Origin of the sequence: Comamonas aquatica, assembly GCF_018064205.1 — a bacterium.
GTDB lineage: Bacteria > Pseudomonadota > Gammaproteobacteria > Burkholderiales > Burkholderiaceae_C > Comamonas > Comamonas aquatica.
On record NZ_CP072916.1, the window covers coordinates 350,209 to 369,146 of the forward strand.

Here is an 18,938-nt window from a genome sequence, read left to right on the forward strand (position 1 = left end):
GCTATGCACATCCGCTTCACCAAAATGCAAGGCGCTGGCAACGACTTTGTCGTGCTCGACGAAACCCAGGGGCGCCTGGGGCTGACGCCGGCCCATTACCGCTTCCTGGCGGACCGCCATTTCGGCGTTGGGGCCGACCAGATCCTGACCGTGCGCCCCGCGCCCACCGAAGGGGTGGACTTTGAATATGTGATCCACAACGCCGATGGCGGCGAGGTGGAGCAATGCGGCAACGGTGCCCGCTGCTTTGCGCGTTTCGTGCACGACAAGGGCCTGACCCCCAAGACCGTGATCCGGGTGCAGACCCTGGCTGGTGTGATCGCGCCGGCGCTGGCCGCCGATGGCCGCGTCACGGTCAACATGGGCGCGCCCGTGCTGGAGCCGGCGCGTGTGCCGTTCGACGCCAGCGGGCTGCCCGAGCAGCGCCAGGGCCAGGCCCTGGTGTGGCCGCTGGCCCTGCAGGCACCGGCCCCGGTGTCCCAGGTGCAGGTGGTGGCTGTGTCCATGGGCAACCCCCACGCCGTGCAGCTGGTGCCGGACGTGGACACCGCCCCGGTGGCCACGGTCGGCCCGCAGGTCGAAACCCATGTGCGTTTTCCGCAGCGTGTCAACGCCGGCTTCATGCAGGTGCTGTCGCGCACGGCGGTCAAGCTGCGCGTGTTCGAGCGTGGGGCCGGCGAGACGCTGGCCTGCGGCACCGGGGCGTGTGCGGCGGTGGTTGCCGGTATCCTTCTGGGTGAACTGGATCACCGCGTGGACGTGCATACTCGCGGCGGCCTGCTGACCATCGAATGGGCCGGCGGCGCGCAGGATGCCGTGCTGATGACCGGCCCCGCCACCACCGTGTTTGAAGGCCAGATCCATCTTCCTGACGAACTATGAACAGCATCGATACACCCGCCATGAATGAAGCCAGCATTGCCGACTATTTGCTGCAGCACCCCGAGTTTTTTGAGCGCCATGCCGAAATGCTGACCAGCGTGCAGCTCAGCAGCGGTCATGGCCAGCGTGCCGTGAGCCTGCAGGAGCGCCAGGCGGAGATGCTGCGCGACAAGATCAAAGGGCTGGAGCAGCGCATCATGGAAATGGTGCGCAACAGCAGCGAGAACTCGGCCATCGCGCACAAGATCCACCGCTGGAGCTGTGCCCTGGCGGCGGTGTCCGACGTGCGCCAGCTGCCGCACGCGATCGCCGAAGGCATCCAGAAGGAGTTCGACGTGCCCCAGGTGGGCATCCGCGTCTGGGGCGTGGCCGGTCCCTACCTGGGCTCGATGTTCACCATGGGCGTCAGCGAGGACGCCAAGGCCTTCGCCACCTCGCTGACCATGCCGTTCTGCGGCCCCAACCTGGGCTTTGAGCCCACCGCCTGGCTGCCCAAGCCCGACGCGGTGCAGTCCCTGGCGCTGCTGACGCTGCGCGAAGGCCCCAACGACAGCCAGTCGCCCGCCTTCGGCCTGCTGGTGCTGGGCTCGACCGATCCGCTGCGCTTCGATGCCACCATGGGCACGGAATTCCTCTCGCGCATCGCCGAACAGGCCAGCGCCGCCCTGGGGCGCCTGCGCGTCATGCCTACGGGCAACTGAGTCCCCGCATGGCCGACACCGCCGCGCTCGCGCCGCAGCTGCAGGCCTACCTGCAGCATGTGGCCAGCGAGCGGCGGCTGGCCCCGCGCACCGTGGCCCTGTACACCGAAGGCCTGCAGCAGCTGCAGGCCCTGGCGGCCGAGGCCGGGCCCGCGGTGCTGGCGCTGCAGCCCCAGCACATCCGCCGCTTCGTGGCCAGCCTGCACGCCAAGGGCCGGCATGGCCGCAGCATTGCGCTGTGGCTGTCGTGCTGGCGCGGCTTTTTCCGCTGGGCGGCCTGGCAGGGCTGGGTGGAGCGCAACCCCGTCGAGGGCATCCGCGCGCCGAAAACGCCCAAGCCCCTGCCCAAGGCGCTGGGGGTGGACGCCGCCGTGCAGCTGGCGGACTACCGCAACCCGGAAGCCGACCCCTGGGAAGAAGCGCGCGACGCGGCCATGACCGAGCTGCTGTACAGCAGCGGCCTGCGCGTCAGCGAGCTGGCGAACCTGGATGTGCAGGCCGGTGACGGCCTGGGCTGGCTGGACCTGCAGGCCGGCCTGGTGCATGTGACCGGCAAGGGCGGCAAGCGCCGCAGCGTGCCCGTGGGGGCGCCGGCGCGTGCCGCCGTGCAGCGCTGGCTGGCGATCCGTCCCACGCGTTTTGCGGCCGGCTGGAGTGCGCCGGCCCTGTTCCTGGGCGTGCGCGGCGCGCGCATCACGCCGCAGACCATCTGGCTGCGCCTGCGCCAGCGCAGCCAGCAGGCCGGGCTGGCGGCCGCCGTGCACCCGCACGTGCTGCGCCATTCGTTTGCCAGCCATGTGCTGCAGTCCAGCGGCGACCTGCGCGCCGTGCAGGAGTTGCTGGGCCACGCCAACATCACCACCACGCAGGTCTATACGCGGCTGGACTTCCAGCACCTGGCCCAGGCCTATGAGCAGGCCCACCCGCGGGCACGCAAGAAATAGCCCTGAGCGGGCGGTGGATGCTCCTTGAACAGGAGCTGTCAGCGCTTATTTTTCATGACTTTCAGGTGCTTTTGCGCTGGATCATCCATCGCCATCAGCGCAGTGTGCTCACATTTTCTTCAGCGGCAGGTGGTGCAAATTTTGCTTTTTACAGATTTATACAAATCTGCGGCATGGCGTCATGGAACTGCTCCTGAAATACGAAGGTCACCACATTCCCCGGGTCTGGGCCCGACTGCACGGCATGCGCATGGGGCGCAATGTCTGGGTGTTCCGCCTGCCGCACCCGGATGCGCTGCAGGGCGTGATGGACCAGCTGGCGCAGGAGACCGAGGCCGAGGTGCTGGCCCTGACCCTGGTGGCGGTGGTGCGCGTGGCGGACCAGCAGTCGCCGGCCCTGCTGCTGGACAACGCCGTGCCCTTCATGGTGCTGCTGACGCGGCTGCGTTACCCCTGGCTGCAGGCGGGCATGGACAAGTACGTGGAGGTGCACTTCCAGCCCATCATCGATCTGGCCGACGGCGGGCGCATCTATGCCCACGAGGCCCTGTGCCGGCTGCGCACACCCCAGGGCGAGCTGCTGTCGGGCTACGAGACCTTCACCCTGGCGCGCCACCTGGGCCGGCTCGACGCGCTGGACGTGGCGCTGCAGTACAAGGCGCTGCAGCGCAAGGTGGCCGACCTGGAGCCCGGCGCCATCCTGTTCCTGAACGTGCTGCCGTCCACCCTGCTGCAGCCGGCCTGGGCCAGCCAGTTCCTGCAGTGGCTGCACGACCTGGATATACCGCACCACGAGGTGGTGATCGAGGTGGTCGAGAGCGAGCAGGTCGACCCCGCTGGCCTGGCCCAGCGCTGCGACGCGCTGCGCTCCCAGGGGCTGCGGATTGCGCTGGACGACATGGGCGCCGGCTTCAACTGCCTGTCGGTGCTGGCCATGGTGCGTTCGGACTTCATCAAGGTGGACCGGGGCCTGGTGCACCAGGCGCGCGGCAGCCGGGTGCGCTCGGTGCTGCTGGAGGCCCTGGTCTCCATGGCCGAGCGCCTGGGCTCCATCGTGGTCGCCGAGGGCCTGGAGCGCCAGGAGGACGTGGCCTTCTGCCGCTCGCTGGGCATCCATCTGGTCCAGGGCTTTCTGTTTGCCAAGCCGGCCTATGCACCGTTGCGGGGCAGTCTGGCCCTGCCCACGGCCGACAAAACGGTCGCCATGGCGCGGCTGGACCGGTTTTCCATCACCGACGTGATCGAGACCCCGCCGTCCTTCGACATCCAGACCCCGCTGACGCTGGTGCGCCAGGCGTTTCGCGACACGCCCGACCTGCCTTGGTGCATGCTGACCGATTCCGGGCATCCGGTGGGCGTCCTGCACCGGGGTAGGGCGCTGTCGCCCGGCCTGCGCACCGTGGCCCAGGGTGCGCAGCCGCTGCAGCGCATGCTGCCCTACAACATCGGGCTGACGGCCCTGTCCCGCCGCCTGTACCTGGAGCGCATGGACGCCGCCCCCTGGGCCGTGGTCGATGAGCGCGGCTGCTACATCGGCACGCTGGAGCCGATGATGCTGGTCTCCCACCTGCTGGCGCGCCAGGAGCACGGCGCCAGCCTGCACCCGCTGTCGCAGCTGCCGACCGGGCCCACGCTGCGCCAGGCCATCGACATGCGGATTGCGCGCAAGCACGGCATGCTGGAGCTGGTCTACATCGACCTGGACCATTTCAAGGCCTTCAACGACCGCTATGGTTTTGTGCGCGGCGATGCCATGATCCGCACGCTGGCCGAAATCCTGCGCCACGTGTTCGCCAGCAGCCCGGACTGCATCCTGGGCCACATCGGCGGCGATGACTTCATCGTGCTGTTCGACCGCCCCGTGGCCCTGCTGATCCCGCAGCTGCAGCGCGCCATGGCGCAGTTCCATGCCCTGGCGCGGCACCTGTACGACACCGAGGACCTGCAGCGCGGCTATTTCGTCACCGAGGACGGCGAGGCCCACCCGGTGGCCAGCATGTCCGTGTCCTGCGTCAACGGCAGCACCGGCATGCCCCAGGACAGCGTGGAGGCCTCGGCGCGCGCCGCCAAGCTCAAGAAGGTGGGCAAGACCTCGGGTGGCAACGTCATCGTGGTGGAGGCGGCCCACCCCCGGGTGGTCCAGCCCGAGAGCAGCAGCCCCAGCATGTCTGGCTGGGAAGTGCAGGTGCTGGACATCCTGCAGCGCCTGCTGCAGGAGCCGCGCGGGCTGGATGCGCATGCGCTGGACCATGTGTTCAAGGCCTACCCCTTCTTCGAGGTGCTGTTCGAGCTGGACGCCGACGGCCAGCAGATCTGCGCCAACTGGATCAACCCGGCCATGTACGGCCGCATCCGCGGCGGCGGTGCCGGCGCCCAGCGCGGCAGCCAGTCCTACTTCGTGCATGTGCGCGACAGCGGCCAGCCCTTTGTCTCGCCCATCTACCTGTCCAGCGCCACCGAGGACTTCTGCCTGACGATTGCCGTGCCCATCCACGGGCCGCAGGGGCGCTTCACCGGCGTGCTGGTGGGGGATTTGAACCTGGCGTCCATGGCCAGCCTGCTGGAAAACCGGGTGGCGGCGTGAAGATCTATGAATATTCATAGCTGATAGCGCTGGCTGTGCCTGGGTTTACTGCCAAAAACCTTCAGAATGCACACGCCCCTGGTGGCGCCACGTGCTTCGCGGCATGGCTACACTTTCCGCCTCCGGCGCCCGGCACCCTGTCTGGGCACCCTGGTTTGATTTCTCTTTCCGCGCAGCGCAGCCGCGGTTGCGCGCGCATTGCGACAAGGTTGTATTTCCATGGCACTCATTCCCGTCAGCATCCTCACCGGTTTTTTGGGTTCGGGCAAAACCACGCTGCTCAAGCGCGTGCTCAGCGAGTCGCATGGCATGAAGATCGCCGTGATCGAAAACGAGTTCGGCGAGGAAAACATCGACACCGACATCCTGCGCACCGAATCCAAGGAACAGATCCTGCAGATGAGCAACGGCTGCATCTGCTGCACCATCCGCGAAGACCTGCGCGAAGCGCTGCAGCTGCTGGCCGCCAAGCGCCGCCAGGGCCTGGTGGACTTTGACCGCATCGTGATCGAGACCACCGGCCTGGCCGATCCCGGCCCCGTGGCCCAGACCTTCTTCATGGACGACGAGATCGCCGAAACCTACCTGATCGACTCCATCCTGACCCTGGTCGATGCCAAGCACGCCAACCAGCAGCTCGACGACCGCCAGGAGGCGCGCCGCCAGGTGGGCTTTGCCGACCAGATCTTCCTGTCCAAGACCGACCTGGTGACCGAGGACGACAAGGAGGCGCTGATCCACCGCCTCAAGCACATGAACCCCCGCGCGCCCATCAAGGCCGTGCACTTTGGCGATGTGGCGCTGAATGAGGTGTTTGACCTGCGCGGCTTCAACCTGAACGCCAAGCTGGACATCGACCCCGACTTCCTCAAGGAAGACGACCACGACCATGCGCACGACCACAGCGATTGCGACCACGACCATGGCCACTGTGAGCACGGACATGCGCACGACCACCATGGCCACGGCCCTGACTGCGGCCACGACCATGCGCATGGCGAGCACTGCCACCACCCGCACCACCATCACCACGACGACGATGTGAAGAGCTTCGTCTACCGTGCGGACAAGGCCTTCGATCCCGCCAAGCTGGAGGACTTCCTGGGCGCCATCGTGAACATCTACGGCCCCAAGATGCTGCGCTATAAAGGCGTGTTGCACATGAGCGGCACCACCCGCAAGGTGATCTTCCAGGGCGTGCACCAGCTGATGGGTAGCGACCTGGGCCCCGAGTGGGCCGCGGATGAAAAACGACAGAGCAAGATGGTCTTCATCGGCATTGACCTGCCGCAAGACATCCTGCGCCAAGGCCTGGATCAGTGCCTGGTCTAGGCCCGCGCGGGTCCTCATCGCACTGCGCAGGGCAGGGCTAAACCAGACAAGTCTGTGCGTTATGTGCAACTTTAGGGGCATGGCAGTATCTGACCGATACAATCGCGCCCCTAATGAAGAACCCGGGAGCTTCCAGCCACGAGGGGGCGTCAACGGGGCCGTGCCAGTACTGTGAGGAGACAGGAAGTGACAGCAGTCGAGACGAGCAAGAAAAAAGCCACCACCAAAGTGGCTGCCACCACCGCTGAGCAGAAGGACAAGCCGGCGGCCAAGAAAACGGCCGCCAAGTCCAGCACCGCTGCTGCCAAGACCGCCGCGGGCAGCCCATCCCGCACTGTGACCCATGAACCAACCAAGGCCACTGCAGCAGCCCCTGCTGCAGTCACCAAGGCCGCTTCCAACAAGACCATGCCAACGACTACTTCTGCGCCCACTTCCATCGTGACCAAGCGCGACCCCAAGCTCGCCAACAACTGGAAGACCAAGTCTCTCGAAGAACTGACCGACGCTGAAATCGTGGCCATGTCCGATGACGAGTACATGAACGATGTGCAGCTGGCCTATTTCCGTGCCAAGCTGGTCAAGCTGAAGCAGGACATGCACCAGAACGCCGGTGAAACCGCAGAAAACCTGCGTGAAGACACCGTGGTCGTCCCCGATCCCGCCGACCGCGCCACGATCGAGGAAGAGCACGCCCTGGAGTTGCGCACACGCGACCGTGAGCGCAAGCTGCTCAAAAAGATCGAACAGGCCATTGCCCGGATCGACGCTGGCGACTATGGTTACTGCGATGAGACCGGCGAGCCGATCGGCGTTCCCCGCCTGCTGGCCCGCCCGACCGCCACGCTGTCGCTCGAAGCGCAACAGCGGCGCGAACTCAAGCAGAAGATGTTCGGAGATTGATTCAGGACCGTGCCCAGTGCACGGTTTTTCATGCGCAGCACCATGCAACCAGACAGCGGCAAATCCGGCGGTTTCTTTCGTAAGGTCATGCACATCGTGCGCGGAACCTCCGCCACGGAGGCTGACGCTCCGCCCGACCCCGACAGTCTGACGGCCCGTGAGGCGCTGCAGGAGGTCATGGCGCGCAAGCGCCGCAACGACGCCATCCGCCAGCAGGAGTTTGCCCAGCTGCGGCAGTTGCGCCAGCGCAACCAGGCCATCGGCCAGGTGCACGAGGCTGGGGCCGAGCGCGAGGCCGAGGTCCTGTCCTCGCTGCTGGGCCAGGAGACGCGCAGCACGGCCACCCTGCAGAAAATCGACGAGATCGAGGCCCAGATGTCCGGCCAGTGGTGGCGCCAGCCGCCCGCGGCCGGTGCGGCCGCGGCCCCGCATGCCGCCGGCCGGCGTGGCCCGGCCCGCAGCTGGAGCCGCCTGCCGGTGCTGGGCGAAGACAGTGTGGTGCAACCGGCCGCCCCCAGCGTGGAGGTGGCGGCCACCGTCCCGACCGAACCACCGGCCATACCCAGCGCGGCCCCCGTGGTTGTGGCAGCAGCGGTCGCTGCCCCCGTGGTGGTGCCCCCACCCGTGGTGCGGGCGTTCCAGCCCCATCCGGACCTGGAAGAAGCCGCCATCCTCTTTGCCCATGGCGACCTGGAAGGCGCCCGCACCCGCTTGCTGGAGCAACTGGTGCAGTCACTCAGTGCCACGCCCCGGGACGAGGACAAGGTGTGCCGGCTGTGGCATGCCATGCTCGACTGGTGCCGCGCCACCGGGGACGAGGACACCTTCGAGCCCCTGGCGATCGACTATGCCGAGCACTTTGGCCGTTCGGCGCCGCTGTGGTCCTCCCTGCCGGCCCGGCTGGGCCAGACGGCCCTGGCGGGGGCGGTGCGCAAGGACCCCGGCAAGCGCCAGTTCCTGTGGTCCAGCCCTGCGCTGCTGACCGTGGGCGCGGTCACGGCCCTGCGCGCGTCCCAAGAGGATGCGCCCCAGCCCTGGTGCATGTCCTGGCTGCGGCTGGTGGCCATCGACGACGCCGCGCTGCTGCCGCTGACCCGGCTGTGCACGGCCTGGGCCGACAGCGAGGGCCAGTTCGTGCTGTCCGATGCCGGCAAGTTGCTGCAATTGCTGGAGCAACAGACCCCCGTGGGCGAGTCGCACCGTCCGGCAGCCTGGTGGCTGCTGCGCATGGCGGTGCTGCGCCTGGTGCACCGCATGGAGGCCTACGAGCAGGTGGCGCTGGACTATTGCGTGACCTACGAGGTGTCGCCACCGTCCTGGGTGGAGCCGGCGTGCCACTGCATCGTGCAGGAAGAGGGCGAGGCCGATGTCTCGGTGCTGCACGAGGCCTCCCTGCAGTCGGTGCAGGCGGGGGTGGTGGTGCCGCAGGAAGGCGCAGCCCCTGGGGCGATGCCGGTGGGGCAGGGCCTGGCCGGTGTGATCGAAGGCGATGCCCAGCCCTGGCTGGATGTCTTGGGTGCCCAGGCGCGCCGCGGGCAGGTGCTGGAGATTTCCTGCGCCAACCTCATCCGCCTGGACTTTGTGGCCGCTGGCAGCGTGCTGAACTGGGCGGCCGAGATGCAGAACCACGGCCATGAGCTGCGATTCACACAGCTGCACCAGCTGGTGGCGGAGTTCTTCCACATTATTGGCATCCACGAGCACGCCACCGTACAGGCCGTCGCCACCTGATCGGCGGATGTGTAAAAAGTGGCAGCGGCGCGCTTGCAAAGCCGCGTGCCGGCCCCATCTGCAATTGCTATGGAACAGTATCACGGCACCACCATCATCAGCGTGCGTCGGCAGACGCCCGAAGGCATCCAGGTCGCGATCGGCGGCGACGGCCAGGTCACCCTGGGCCACATCGTGGTCAAGGGCACGGCGCGCAAGGTGCGCAAGCTCTACCACGGCAAAGTGCTGGCCGGGTTTGCCGGCGCCACAGCCGACGCCTTCACGCTGTTCGAGCGTTTCGAGGCCAAGCTGGAAAAGCACCAGGGCCACCTGACGCGTGCCGCCATCGAGCTGACCAAGGAGTGGCGCACCGACCGCGTGCTGCGCAAGCTGGAAGCCATGCTGGCCGTGGCCGATCACACGGCCTCGCTGATCATCACCGGCAACGGCGATGTGCTGGAGCCCGAGCAGGGCATCGTGGCGATCGGGTCGGGCGGCGCCTATGCCCATTCGGCGGCCAAGGCGCTGCTGAACAACACTGAGCTGTCGGCCGAGCACATCGTGAAGAAGTCCCTGGAAATCGCCGGCGAGCTGTGCATCTACACCAACATGAACCACACCATCGAGACGCTGTGAGCGCGGCCCGCTGGCTGGCCACGGCACCGCCGTACGCCGTTGGCGCGTGGAATTTAAATAATTGATAGCTGTTGACGCTTGCTGCATAAGCGTCAAAGCCAGATTTGATGGATATTTTGACCATGTCCTCCATGACCCCCCAGGAAATCGTCTCCGAGCTGGACAAGCACATCGTGGGACAGGCCGGTGCCAAGCGCGCCGTTGCCATCGCGCTGCGCAACCGCTGGCGCCGCCAGCAGGTCGCCGATGGCCTGCGCCAGGAAATCACCCCCAAGAACATCCTGATGATTGGCCCCACGGGCGTGGGCAAGACCGAGATCGCACGCCGCCTGGCGCGCCTGGCCGATGCGCCCTTCATCAAGGTCGAAGCCACCAAGTTCACCGAGGTCGGCTACGTGGGCAAGGATGTGGACTCCATCATCCGTGACCTGGCCGAGATCGCCGTCAAGCAGGCGCGCGAGGGCGAGGTGAAGAAGCTGCGCATGCGCGCCGAAGATGCGGCCGAGGAACGCATCCTCGATGTGCTGCTGCCGCAGGCGCGCACGCACGACACCGCGCCCGCCGACAGCAGCACGCGCCAGATCTTCCGCAAGAAGCTGCGCGAAGGCCAGCTGGACGACAAGGAGATCGAGATCGACCTGGCCGAGGGCAAGCCCCAGCTGGAGATCATGGGCCCCCAGGGCATGGAGGAGATGGCCGAGCAGCTGCGCGGTCTGTTCAGCCAGATGGGCCAGGAGAAGCGCAAGACGCGCAAGCTCAAGATCAAGGAGGCGTTCAAGCAACTGATCGACGAGGAAGCGGCCAAGCTGGTCAACGAGGAAGAGACCAAGTCGCGCGCGCTGGCCAACCTGGAGCAGAACGGCATCGTCTTCATCGACGAGATCGACAAGGTGGCCACGCGCCAGGAAACCAGCGGCTCCGATGTTTCGCGCCAGGGCGTGCAGCGCGACCTGCTGCCCCTGGTGGAGGGCACGACCGTGTCCACCAAGTACGGCATGGTCAAGACCGACCACATCCTGTTCATCGCCTCCGGGGCCTTCCACCTGTCGCGCCCCAGCGACCTGATTCCCGAGCTGCAAGGGCGCTTCCCGATCCGGGTCGAGCTCGATTCCCTGTCGGTGCAGGACTTTGAGGCCATTCTGACGCAGACCCACGCGTCCCTGGTCAAGCAGTACCAGGCGCTGCTGGAGACGGAAGGCGTCACCCTGGCCTTCACCGCCGATGGCATCACCCGCCTGGCCCACACGGCCTTCACGGTCAACGAGCGCACCGAGAACATCGGGGCGCGCCGCCTGTCCACGGTCATGGAGCGCCTGCTGGACGAAGTCAGCTTCGATGCCGTCAAGCTGGCAGGCCAGACGGTCACCATCGATGCCGCGTACGTCGATGCACGCCTGCAGATGCTGAGCCAGGACGAAGATCTGTCCAGATACATCCTGTAACTAAAAAACAGCCTTCCCATCCCCCCGCGCGCTGCCATGGCGCCTGGGGGGATTTGTTTTGATAAAGAACGTAAATGGTGCGTAGGACGAGTGCTGCTTTTTGATGAGTGGCTAAGTGATTGAATCCAATGGGTTTTTTGCGAGTTTTCACAAGTTTGCAATTTCTAAGTCATTGATTTCATTGCAAAAGCATGTGCTTTTCCGGGTGGCGCCGGATCAAATTGCTGCTACAGTGCAAAAAAGTGCAATTAAGTGGTGAGAATTCCCTTAACCGCCCACATGCGGGCGCTCAAGGTCCAAGCAAACGGGGTGATCCATCGTGTTTCAAGGGGCGTCTTCGCTGACTCTCGATGCGAAGGGGCGGCTTTCAGTGCCGACCCGGCATCGTGACGCCCTGGTCACGCAGGCCCAAGGCCAGCTCACCATCACCAAGCACCCCCATGGCTGTCTGATGCTGTTTCCCCGCCCCGAGTGGCTGCTGTTCCGCGACCGCATCGGCCAGTTGCCGATGTCGGCCCAGTGGTGGAAGCGCATCTTCCTGGGCAACGCCATGGATGTGGACATGGACGGCACCGGGCGTGTGCTGGTCTCGCCAGAGCTGCGCCAGGCGGTCGGTCTTGAGAGAGAGGTGATCCTGCTCGGCATGGGCAATCACTTCGAGCTTTGGGATAAAGCCACTTATGAAGCCCATGAGGCGCAAGCCATGCAGGCGCCCATGCCCGATGTATTCCAAGACTTTGCTTTCTGAAAAGGGCGAGCGTTGAACCAGCCCCTCCAACACATCACAGTTTTGCTCCACGAGGCCGTCGATGCCTTGTTGGGCGGTGATCCGTCCGCGGCCGATGGCACGTATGTGGACGGAACCTTTGGCCGTGGCGGCCATTCGCGATTGATTCTCTCCCGGCTGAGCCCGCAGGGGCGGCTGATAGCCTTCGACAAGGACCCATTGGCGATTGCAGAAGCCGGGCGTATCGAAGACGCCCGTTTTTCTATCCGCCACGAAGGGTTTCGCCACATCGGCGAACTGCCGCCGGCGAGTGCCGATGGCATCCTGATGGACCTGGGTGTGAGCTCGCCCCAGATCGACCAGGCCGACCGCGGCTTCAGCTTCCGCTTTGAGGGGCCGTTGGACATGCGCATGGACACCACGCGCGGCCAGAGTGTGGCCGAGTGGCTGGCCGACGCCGAGGTGCAGCAGATCACCGATGTGATCCGTGACTATGGGGAGGAGCGCATGGCGTTCCCGATTGCCAAGGCCATCGTGGCGCACCGTGAAGCGCATGGCCCACTGCAGACCACCACGGAGCTGTCGAATCTGGTGGGCAAGATTGTGAAAAGCCGTGATGGACAGAACCCCGCCACGCGCACGTTCCAGGCCCTGCGGATTTTTATCAATGCCGAACTGGTGGAGCTCGAAGAAGCGCTGCAGGCCAGTCTGCGTGTGCTCAAGCCGGGTGGCCGCCTGGCGGTGATCAGCTTCCATTCCCTGGAAGACCGCATCGTCAAGCAGTTCATTGCCGAGCACGCCAAAGAGGTCTACGACCGCCGCACCCCGTTTGCCGCACCCAAGCCCATGCACCTGAAGGCGCTGGAGCGCATCAAGCCTGGCAAGGCCGAGGTGGACGCCAATCCGCGCTCGCGCAGCGCGGTGATGCGCGTGGCCGAACGCACCGAGGTGCCTGCATGACCACCCGCCCACAGTGGCCCAGCATCCAGGAGGCGGCATGCTGCGCCTGAACCTCTTGTTGCTGGTGGCGGTGCTGCTCAGCGGCCTGTACCTGGTCGAGACCCAGTACGAGTCGCGCCGCCTGTTCACCGAGCTGCACCGTGCGACGAACGAGGCCCGCAACCTGGAGACCGAGTACCAGCGGCTGCAGGTGGAGCTGCGCGCGCAGTCCTCGCCTTCGCGCATCGAGTCCCTGGCTGTGGCCCAGGGCTTGCAGGGGGCATCGCCCGCCATCACGCACTATGTGCGCGATGAACAACCTGCCGGAGGTGCCCGGTGAGACGCAGTCTGGCCTACACTTCCAGCCCTTTGCTGGCCAGCAAGACGCCGGCCTGGCGCAGCAAGTTCGTGATGGGCTGCATCGTGCTGGCCTTCACGGGCCTGGCCGCGCGTGCGGCCTGGGTGCAGGTGATCGACAACGATTTCTTCCAGCGCCAGGGCGAGGTCCGCTTTGCCCGGACCCTGGAGCTGTCGGCCAACCGCGGGCGTATCCTGGACCGCAATGGACTGATCCTGGCCTCCAGCGTGCCGGCGGCCAGCATCTGGTCGATCCCCGAAGACGTGGAGAAGAACACCCCGGAAGACCTGGCCAAGCTGCCCAAGCTGGCCAAGCTGATGGACATGCCTTTGGACCAGCTGAAAAAGAAGCTGGCCGAGGACAAGAGCTTTGTCTGGGTCAAGCGCCAGCTGGACTGGGATGTGGGTCTGCAGATCAAGGCCCTGGGCATCAAGGGCATCTACCAGACCCGCGAATACAAGCGCCAATACCCCGAAGGCGAGGCGGCGGCCCACATCGTGGGCTTCACGAACGTCGAGGACAAGGGCCAGGAAGGCATGGAACTGGCCTTCGAAAAGGACCTGGCGGGCAAGCCCGGCTCGCGCCGTGTGATCAAGGACCGCCTGGGGCGTGTGGTCGATGGCGTGGGCGAAGAGGTGCCCCCGATCGATGGCCGTGATATCCAGCTGTCGATCGACAGCAAGATCCAGTTTTTTGCCTACCAAAAGCTCAAGGAGCAGGTGCTGGCCCACAAGGCCGTGGGCGGCACGGTGGTGGTCATGGATGCCAAGACCGGTGAACTGCTGGCCCTGGCCAATTACCCCAGCTTCAACCCCTCGAACCGCAAGCACCTGACCGGGGAGCAGTTGCGCAACCGCGCCATCACCGACGTGTTCGAGCCGGGCTCGACCATGAAGCCGATCACGGTCGGCATCGCCCTGGAGAGCGGCAAGTTCAAACCCTCGACGATCGTGGACACCACGCCCGGGCGCATCAATGTGACCGGCTCCACCATTTCCGACACGCACAATTACGGGGTGCTGACGGTCGAGGGGGTGATCCAGAAGTCCAGCAACGTGGGCACGACCAAAATCTCCCAGCAGCTCACTGCGCAGGAGATGTGGGAGACGTTCTCGGCCGTGGGCTTCGGCCAGAAGCCGCAGATCGCCTTCCCCGGCGCGGCCAGTGGCCGTCTGCGCCCCTACAAGACCTGGCGCCCGGTCGAGCAGGCCACCATGTCCTACGGCTATGGCCTGTCGGCCAGCTTGCTGCAGATGTCGCGTTCCTATACCGTGTTCTCGAACGGCGGCAAGGTGATCCCGGCCACCATGCTGAAGCTGGACAAGCCCCCCGTGGGCGTGCCGGTGTTTTCCGAGAAGACCGCCGAGCAGGTGCGCAAGATGCTGGCCCTGGCCACCGGCCCGGGCGGGACGGGGCAGCGCGCACAGACGGTCGGGTATTCCGTGGGTGGCAAGTCAGGTACCGCCCGCAAGCAAGTGGGCAAAAGCTATGCCCAAGGAAAATACCGCGCTTGGTTTACCGGTATGGCGCCGATTGAAGATCCGCGCGTGATTGTGGCAGTGATGGTGGATGAGCCCAGCAACGGCACCTATTACGGGGGCACGGTGGCGGCGCCCGTCTTCAGCACGGTGGTGCAGCAGAGCTTGCGTCTCTTGGGGGTGGCGCCCGACATGGCGGTACAGCCGCAAATCGTCGCCAACCCCGTGGAGGAATCGCTGTGAGTTGCGCCCCTGAGTTTTTGCATGATCTGCCCCAGGCACTGGCCTGGCTGCACGCCCGTGTCACTGGCCAACTGCGTACCGACAGCCGCCAGGTGCAGCCCGGGGATGGCTTCATCGCCTGGCCCGGTGGCGTGACCGATGGCCGCGCCCATGTGGCCTCGGCCATCGCACGCGGAGCGGTAGCGTGCCTGGTTGAGCACGACGGCGTGGAGGCCTTCAGCCTGACCGGCGCGGTGGCCAGCTACCGTGGCTTGAAGGCCGCCACGGCCGAGCTGGCGGCGCAATGGTGCCTGCACCCTTCGCAGCAGTTGCGGGTGGTCGCCGTCACCGGCACCAACGGCAAGACTTCCACCGCCTGGTGGCTGGCGCATGCGCTGGCCGGGTTCCAGCTGCAAGGGCGCCAGGGCTGTGCCATGGTGGGCACGCTGGGCATCGGCGTGCCGCCCCAGGTGGTCAGCACCGGCATGACCACCCCCGATCCTGTCTGCCTGCAGTATGCGTTTGCCGATTACGTGCAGCAGTGCCTGGCCGCGTGCGCGATCGAAGCTTCGTCCATCGGCATCGAGGAGCACCGCCTGGATGGCACGCACATCCACACCGCGGTGTTCACCAATTTCACGCAGGACCACCTGGACTACCACGGCAGCATGGCAGCCTATTGGCAGGCCAAGGCCAAGCTGTTTGCTTGGGCAGGCCTGCAGGTGGCCGTGCTCAACGTCGACGATGCCCATGGGCAGTTGCTGGCGCAGCAGTTGCAGGGGCGCGCAGGCCTGGATCTGTGGACCGTGGCGGTGAACGCCCCGGCACGCTTGCGGGCCACGGACGTGCGCCATGGACTGCAGGGCCTGTGCTTCGAGGTACAGGAAGCCGGGCAGTCCGTGACCATGACCACCCAGATGATCGGCCAGTACAACGTCAGCAACATGCTGGGCGTGCTGGCCGTTCTGCGCAGCTGGGGCTGGACGCTGCCGGACGCCGTGGCCTTGTGCCAGGGGCTGGCGCCGGTGCCAGGGCGCATGCAGCAGATTGCCCAGGCTGATCAGCCCCTGGTGGTGGTGGACTATGCCCACACCCCCGATGCGCTGGAGCAGGCCTTGCAGGGCTTGCAGCCCGTGGCGCGCGCGCGGGGCGGCCGGCTGCACTGCGTGTTCGGCTGTGGCGGCAACCGCGACAGCAGCAAGCGCCCCCTGATGGGCCAGGCTGCGCAGCGCCAGGCCGACGTGGTGTGGGTGACCAGCGACAACCCGCGTGGCGAAGACCCCCAGACCATCGTGCAGCAGATCACGGCCGGCATGCGGCTGGATGGCGTGCAGGTGGTGGTGGACCGCACGCAGGCGATTGAACAGGCCATTGCCCAGGCCGGCACCCAGGATGTGGTGCTGCTGGCGGGCAAGGGCCATGAGGACTACCAGGAAATCCAGGGTGTGAAGCACCCGTTTTCCGACATGGACAAGGCGCGTGCCGCCTTGCTCCGGCGAGAGGGAATGCAGCAATGATGACTTTGCAACAGGCATGGCAGTGGATCCAGGCCTTCCAGCCGCAGGCGCGACTGGTGGGCGATGGTGCCACGCCCCTGCTGCGTGTGCACACGGACAGCCGCAGCCTGCAGGCGGGCGATCTGTTTGTGGCGCTCCAGGGTGAGCGCATGGATGCACATGACTTTCTGCCCCAGGTGCGGGCGCAGGGCCTGGCCGCTGCGGCGATCGCCCACGACGGCCTGGAGGCGCTGGGCCTGCCCGGCATCGAGGTGCCGGACACCACCCAGGCCCTGGGGGCCCTGGCGGCCGGCTGGCGCAGCATGTTTGGCCTGCCCTTGATTGCCGTCACCGGCAGCAATGGCAAGACCACGGTGACGCAGATGATCGCCAGCATCCTGAAGGCCCAGGCCGGCGATGCGGCGTTTGCGACCCAGGGCAATTTCAACAACGCGATCGGCGTGCCGCTGACCCTGTTCCGCCTCAGCGCTGCGCACCAGCTGGGCGTGGTGGAACTGGGCATGAACCACCCCGGCGAGATTGCCGAGCTGGCGCGCATCGCCCAGCCCACGGTGGCCCTGGTCAACAACGCCCAGCGTGAGCACCAGGAATTCATGCACACCGTACAGGCCGTGGCCGAGGAAAACGGCAGCGTGCTGGCCTACCTGCCCGCCGATGGCGTGGCCGTGTTCCCGTCCGATGAGGCCTTTACCCCCCTGTGGCGCAGCCTGGCAGGCCAGCGCCCGGTGCTGACCTTCGGGGGCGAGGACGCCGACGTGTGCAGCCTGCATGCCACCTGGGCCGACAGCGCGTGGCAGGTGCAGGTGCAGACCCCGCAAGGCCGCTTCGACTGCGCGCTGCACATCGCCGGCCGCCACAACGTGCGCAATGCGCTGGCGGCTGCGGCCTGTGCCCTGGCGGCGGGCGTGCCCCTGGCGGCGATTGCCCAGGGGCTGAGCGCCTTCCAACCGGTCAAGGGCCGCTCGCGCTCTACCGCGGTGGTGTGCGCGGGCCGGCGCGTGGACGTGGTGGACGACACCTACAACGCCAACCCTGACTCCGTCCAGGCCGCGATTGCCGTGCTGGCCGAGCTGCCCGCGCCGCGCCTGCTGGTGCTGGGGGACATGGGCGAGGTGGGCGACCAGGGTCCGGCCTTCCACGCGGAAGTCGGCGCCAGTGCCCGGCAGGCCGGCATTGAAACTTTCCTGGCATTGGGGTCACAAATGCAGCACGCCGTGGCTGCGTTTGGGCAGGGTGCTACGCATTTTGAAGAGATGGCAGCGCTGGTGGCAGCGGTGCAGGCCCGCATGGGGCAGACCGGCAGCGTGCTGGTCAAGGGTTCGAGAAGTATGAAGATGGAACACGTGGTGCAGGCCCTGGAAAGCGCCTGCGGGGAGGGCGCAGCATGCTGCTGATCTTGGCTGAGTGGCTGCAGACCTTGTCGCCCGATTTCGGTTTCCTGCGCGTGGTGCAGTACATCACCTTCCGCGCCGTGATGGCGGCGCTGACCGCCCTGGTGATCGGCCTGTGGATTGGCCCCAAGGCCATCCGTATGCTGACCGCGCTGAAGGTGGGTCAGCCCGTGCGCGGCTATGCCATGCAGACCCATCTAGTAAAGAACGGCACGCCCACCATGGGCGGGGTGCTGATCCTGTTCGCCATCGCCGCGTCCACCCTGCTGTGGTTTGACCTGAGCAACCGCTTCGTCTGGATCGTGCTGGTGGTGACCATGGGCTTTGGCGCCATCGGCTGGGTCGATGACTGGCGCAAGGTGGTCAACAAGGACCCCGAGGGCATGCGCTCGCGCGAGAAGTATTTCTGGCAGTCGGTGATCGGCCTGATCGCCGCCGTGGCCCTGGTGTTCAGCATTTCCGAAAACACCAACAGCCGCGCCTTCGAGCTGTTCGTGACCTGGGTGCAGTCGGGCTTCTCCATGGACCTGCCGCCGCAGGCCGGGCTGCAGGTGCCGTTCTTCAAGGAAGTTAGCTACCCGCTGGGCGTGTTGGGCTTCGTCATCCTGACCTACCTGGTCATCGTTGGCGCCAGCAATGCCGTCAACCTGACCGACGGCCTGGATGGCCTGGCCATCATGCCGGTGATCATGGTCGGCACGGCGCTGGGCATCTTTGCGTATGTCACCGGCAACGTCAGCTACGCCAAGTACCTGCACTTCCCCAGCATCCCCGGCACGGGCGAGCTGATGATCTTCTGCGGCGCCATGGCCGGCGCTGGTCTGGCCTTCCTGTGGTTCAACGCCCACCCCGCGCAGATCTTCATGGGCGACGTGGGCGCGCTGGCCCTGGGCGGCGCCCTGGGCACCATCGCCGTGATCGTGCGCCAGGAGATCGTGCTGGCCATCATGGGCGGCATCTTCGTGGCCGAGGCCCTGTCGGTGATGCTGCAGGTGGTGTGGTTCAAGTACACCAAGAAACGCTATGGCGAAGGCCGCCGCCTGCTGAAGATGGCGCCGCTGCACCACCACTTTGAAAAGAGCGGCTGGAAGGAAACGCAGGTCGTGATCCGCTTCTGGATCATCACCATGCTGCTGTGCCTGATCGGTCTGTCCACGCTGAAGCTGAGGTAG

Annotated in this window: 16 protein-coding genes; all 16 read left to right on the plus strand. The window is 66.1% G+C overall.

The window, feature by feature from the left end:
* The first annotated feature begins 3 nt into the window (after positions 1-3).
* The 16 genes from dapF to mraY all read left to right on the plus strand — a co-directional run bounded on the left by dapF (position 4) and on the right by mraY (position 18,938).
* A complete protein-coding gene (gene dapF, locus KAQ61_RS01620) occupies positions 4-882 on the plus strand; it encodes a diaminopimelate epimerase (RefSeq protein ID WP_154163828.1) in 879 nt (292 codons plus the stop codon).
* The gene (locus tag KAQ61_RS01625) at positions 879-1,583 is read left to right on the plus strand and encodes a DUF484 family protein (protein ID WP_210930289.1); all 705 of its coding nucleotides are present in this window, start codon (positions 879-881) and stop codon (positions 1,581-1,583) included. Before dapF ends, KAQ61_RS01625 begins: the two co-directional genes overlap by 4 nt.
* 8 nt (positions 1,584-1,591) lie before the next feature.
* The gene (locus tag KAQ61_RS01630) at positions 1,592-2,527 is read left to right on the plus strand and encodes a tyrosine recombinase XerC (RefSeq protein WP_210930290.1); all 936 of its coding nucleotides are present in this window, start codon (positions 1,592-1,594) and stop codon (positions 2,525-2,527) included.
* 181 nt (positions 2,528-2,708) lie between these two features.
* On the plus strand, positions 2,709-5,111 hold the full coding sequence (locus KAQ61_RS01635; RefSeq protein ID WP_210930291.1) for an EAL domain-containing protein: 2,403 nt from the start codon (positions 2,709-2,711) through the stop codon (positions 5,109-5,111).
* 219 nt (positions 5,112-5,330) lie between these two features.
* A complete protein-coding gene (locus KAQ61_RS01640; protein WP_210930292.1) occupies positions 5,331-6,443 on the plus strand; it encodes a CobW family GTP-binding protein in 1,113 nt (370 codons plus the stop codon).
* 228 nt (positions 6,444-6,671) lie between these two features.
* Positions 6,672-7,346, plus strand: coding sequence for an RNA polymerase-binding protein DksA (gene dksA, locus KAQ61_RS01645; protein WP_406539789.1), 675 nt, complete (start codon positions 6,672-6,674; stop codon positions 7,344-7,346).
* Between the two features lie 42 nt (positions 7,347-7,388).
* Positions 7,389-9,077, plus strand: a complete 1,689-nt coding sequence (locus tag KAQ61_RS01650; protein WP_210930293.1) for an STAS domain-containing protein — start codon at positions 7,389-7,391, stop codon at positions 9,075-9,077.
* 69 nt (positions 9,078-9,146) lie between these two features.
* Positions 9,147-9,692, plus strand: a complete 546-nt coding sequence (gene hslV / locus KAQ61_RS01655; protein ID WP_042411461.1) for an ATP-dependent protease subunit HslV — start codon at positions 9,147-9,149, stop codon at positions 9,690-9,692.
* A 122-nt stretch (positions 9,693-9,814) separates the two neighbouring features.
* Positions 9,815-11,134, plus strand: a complete 1,320-nt coding sequence (hslU, locus tag KAQ61_RS01660; protein WP_210930294.1) for an ATP-dependent protease ATPase subunit HslU — start codon at positions 9,815-9,817, stop codon at positions 11,132-11,134.
* 319 nt (positions 11,135-11,453) lie between these two features.
* Entirely contained in the window at positions 11,454-11,882 is a 429-nt protein-coding gene (mraZ, locus tag KAQ61_RS01665; protein WP_042411458.1) for a division/cell wall cluster transcriptional repressor MraZ, read from the plus strand.
* Positions 11,883-11,894: 12 nt separating this feature from the next.
* A complete protein-coding gene (gene rsmH / locus KAQ61_RS01670) occupies positions 11,895-12,821 on the plus strand; it encodes a 16S rRNA (cytosine(1402)-N(4))-methyltransferase RsmH (RefSeq protein WP_210930295.1) in 927 nt (308 codons plus the stop codon).
* Positions 12,822-12,858: 37 nt separating this feature from the next.
* A complete protein-coding gene (gene ftsL / locus KAQ61_RS01675) occupies positions 12,859-13,140 on the plus strand; it encodes a cell division protein FtsL (RefSeq protein WP_042411451.1) in 282 nt (93 codons plus the stop codon).
* Positions 13,137-14,879 carry a peptidoglycan D,D-transpeptidase FtsI family protein gene (locus KAQ61_RS01680; protein WP_210930296.1) on the plus strand — a complete coding sequence of 581 codons (1,743 nt, stop codon included), beginning with the start codon at positions 13,137-13,139 and terminating at the stop codon, positions 14,877-14,879. The genes ftsL and KAQ61_RS01680 overlap by 4 nt, the downstream gene beginning before the upstream one ends.
* The gene (locus KAQ61_RS01685; RefSeq protein ID WP_210930297.1) at positions 14,876-16,375 is read left to right on the plus strand and encodes a UDP-N-acetylmuramoyl-L-alanyl-D-glutamate--2,6-diaminopimelate ligase; all 1,500 of its coding nucleotides are present in this window, start codon (positions 14,876-14,878) and stop codon (positions 16,373-16,375) included. The genes KAQ61_RS01680 and KAQ61_RS01685 overlap by 4 nt, the downstream gene beginning before the upstream one ends.
* Positions 16,372-17,769: a UDP-N-acetylmuramoyl-tripeptide--D-alanyl-D-alanine ligase gene (locus tag KAQ61_RS01690; RefSeq protein WP_210930298.1), complete on the plus strand. Its 1,398-nt coding sequence runs from the start codon at positions 16,372-16,374 to the stop codon at positions 17,767-17,769. Before KAQ61_RS01685 ends, KAQ61_RS01690 begins: the two co-directional genes overlap by 4 nt.
* A complete protein-coding gene (mraY, locus tag KAQ61_RS01695; protein ID WP_042411443.1) occupies positions 17,760-18,938 on the plus strand; it encodes a phospho-N-acetylmuramoyl-pentapeptide-transferase in 1,179 nt (392 codons plus the stop codon). Before KAQ61_RS01690 ends, mraY begins: the two co-directional genes overlap by 10 nt.